Source organism: Bradyrhizobium sp. WSM1743, from assembly GCF_000473065.1.
Lineage (GTDB): Bacteria > Pseudomonadota > Alphaproteobacteria > Rhizobiales > Xanthobacteraceae > Bradyrhizobium.
In genome coordinates this window covers 1-2,652 of the sequence record NZ_AXAZ01000146.1, presented here as the reverse complement: position 1 = coordinate 2,652, position 2,652 = coordinate 1, and the positions used below count along the sequence as shown (strand labels likewise).

Here is a 2,652-nt window from a genome sequence, read left to right as displayed (position 1 = left end):
TCGCGCCTCGTGCGGGCGCTGCGCGGGCGACTTGAGAATGAGCCGCATACCGCCCTCGGCCACTACTGCTCGCCGCACCATCAGACCAGCCCGCTTTATCCGGTGATCGGCTTGCTGGAGCGGGCGGCGGGCTTCGCCGTGGACGATTCTGCCGCAACGCGGCTCGACAAGCTCGAGGCGCTGCTTGCGCTATCGACCGATGATGTCACCGCGGTGGCTCCGTTGCTCGCGGCCTTGCTGTCGCTGGAGACGAATGCGCGGTACCCGCCGCTCGACATGAGTCCACATCGGCAGAAGGAGCGGACGCTCGAGGAGCTGGTCAATCAGGTGTTGGGACTCGCAAGGCGCCGGCCCGTCCTCGCCCTGTACGAGGACGTGCACTGGGCAGATCCGACCTCGCTTGAGCTGCTCGATCTCCTGGTCGGCCGGGTGCAAGGCGCCCCCGTGCTCGTTCTCATCACCTTCCGGCCCGAGTTCGGGCCGCCCTGGATGCGCTATCCCCATGTCACCGCGCTGACCCTTAGCCGGTTGAGCCGCCGGCAAGGCGCGGCCATGGTCGCGCAGCTGAGCGGCGGCAAGGCGCTACCTCCTGCGGTGCTCGACCAAATCGTCGCCAAGACCGATGGCGTGCCCCTGTTCGTCGAGGAGCTGACGCGGACCGTGCTCGAGACCAATCTGCTTCGCGATGAGGGCGACCGCTACGCCCTCGCGGGGCCGCTACCGCCGATGGCGATCCCAACCACGCTCCAGGAGTCGCTGCTGGCCCGGCTCGACCGGCTAGCCCCGGCCCGTGAGGTAGCCCAAGCCGCGGCCGCGATTGGCCGGGAATTCTCTCACGAACTGCTCGCGATGACCGCGGCGCTGCCGGAGAGCGATCTACAGGCGGCGTTGGCCGACCTTGTCGGCTCGGGCCTGGTGTTCCGGCGCGGGACGCCGCCTCAGGCGACCTACAGCTTCAAGCACGCGCTCGTGCAGGACGCCGCCTACGCGACTCTCGTCCGCGCGAAGCGGGCGCGCTTGCACGCCCGGATCGCGGCCGCGATCGAGCAGCATTTTCCGGAGACAGTGCAGGCGCAGCCTGAACTGTTGGCCCATCATTACATGGAGGCGGGGCTGGCCGAACTGGCGATCGACTATTGGCTCAGGGCAGGGCAAGCAGAGATCGCGCGCTCGGCCACGGCAGAGGCGATCACGCAACTGACCAAGGGGCTCGAACTGATCCCGGCTCTGCCCGAGGAGGCTGCACGATGGCGGCGCGAACTCGAACTGCAAATCGCCCTCGGCGTCGCCCTGATGGCTGCTAAGGGGTGGGCTGCACCGGAGGTGGGGCGAGCCAACGCTCGAGCCCGAGAGCTGTGCGAGCGCCTTGGCGACTCGTCGCGGCTCTTCCCTGTTCTTTACGGGAAGTGGGTTTTTCACGTCGTGAGGGCGGAGCTCGAGGCCGGTCGAACTGCCGGCGAGGATTTACTCCGGCGCGCCCAGGAACAGAACGATGCTGCGGCCGAAACCATTGGCAACCGCATCGTCGGAACAGCTGAGTTACTTCGCGGTGAGTTAGTGGCTGCTCGCGCCCATTTGGAGCGGACGCTCGCTCTCTACGATCGCGCAGCCCATCGGTCGCTTGCCTTCCTGTTCGCGCAGGATCCAAGCGTGGCGGGACAGTCCGTTCTATCTTGGGGACTATTCGCCCTCGGTTATCCCGAGCAGGCCCGGGCGAGGAGCGAAGAGGCATTGACGGACGCGAAGAAGTTGTCCCACCGCAACACTCTCGGCTATGCCCTGCTTTACGGCTGCATTCTGTCGCAGCTCCGCCAAGACCGAGACGAGGCCCGAGATCGGGCGAATGCGCTGATCGCACTTGCAGCGGAGCAGGACTCTCCACACTTCCTCGGAGCCGGCGTCATCATTCGCGGTTGGACGCTGGGCGAGGCTGGGGATTTTGAGACTGGTATCACGCAGATCCGAGACGGACTTGCGATGTGGCAGGCCACCGGAGCGGGCTTCCTGGTGCCCTATTTCCGAAGCCTGCTTGCTGAGGTCCACGGCCGGTCTGGCGCAGTGAACGAGGGTTTGGATCTTGTTACCGAAGCGCTCGACAGAGTGGAGGAAACCGGCGAGCGATGGTTCGAGGCCGAGCTCCATCGAATGAAGGGCGAATTGATTCTGCGGCAGCCGAGCTCCGATTCTAGCGCCGCGGAAGCACGGTTCGGGCATGCGGCTGCGACGGCCCGCAAGCAACGTGCCAAGCTGTGGGAGTTACGCGCGGCGACATGCCTCGCACGATTGTGGAGAGAACAGGATCGGCCCGGCGAGGCTCACGATCTGCTCACCCCGCTCTATGGCCAGTTCACTGAGGGCTTCGGGACACCGGACCTGCAGGCTGCCAGAGCAACACTGTGCGAGATCACCGCCAGCTCCGAGCCGAAGAACCCGTTCCGAGATGCCGGTAGTTGATCGACGAGAATGGCTGGTCACTTGGCCAAGCTGTCGAGAACCGAAGAACCCCGCCGGTGCCCGCACCCTGAAGTTCCAGTGCGAGAATCGGCGTCGAGATAGATCTAGAGCATTTCCTCGCTTGATTGAATCGGAGGGATTCCGGTTTTTGGCGGATTGTGATTCAAGATGCTGACTGGATTGGAGGCCAGCATCGCA

General features: G+C 65.1%; 1 protein-coding gene. It reads left to right on the top strand.

All coding sequences use genetic code 11. From position 1 onward, the window contains the following. Positions 1-2,454 (top strand): AAA family ATPase (locus tag YU9_RS49485; RefSeq protein WP_036019332.1); only part of this gene is annotated, 2,454 nt, incomplete at its 5' end. Between the last annotated feature and the right edge of the window lie 198 nt (positions 2,455-2,652).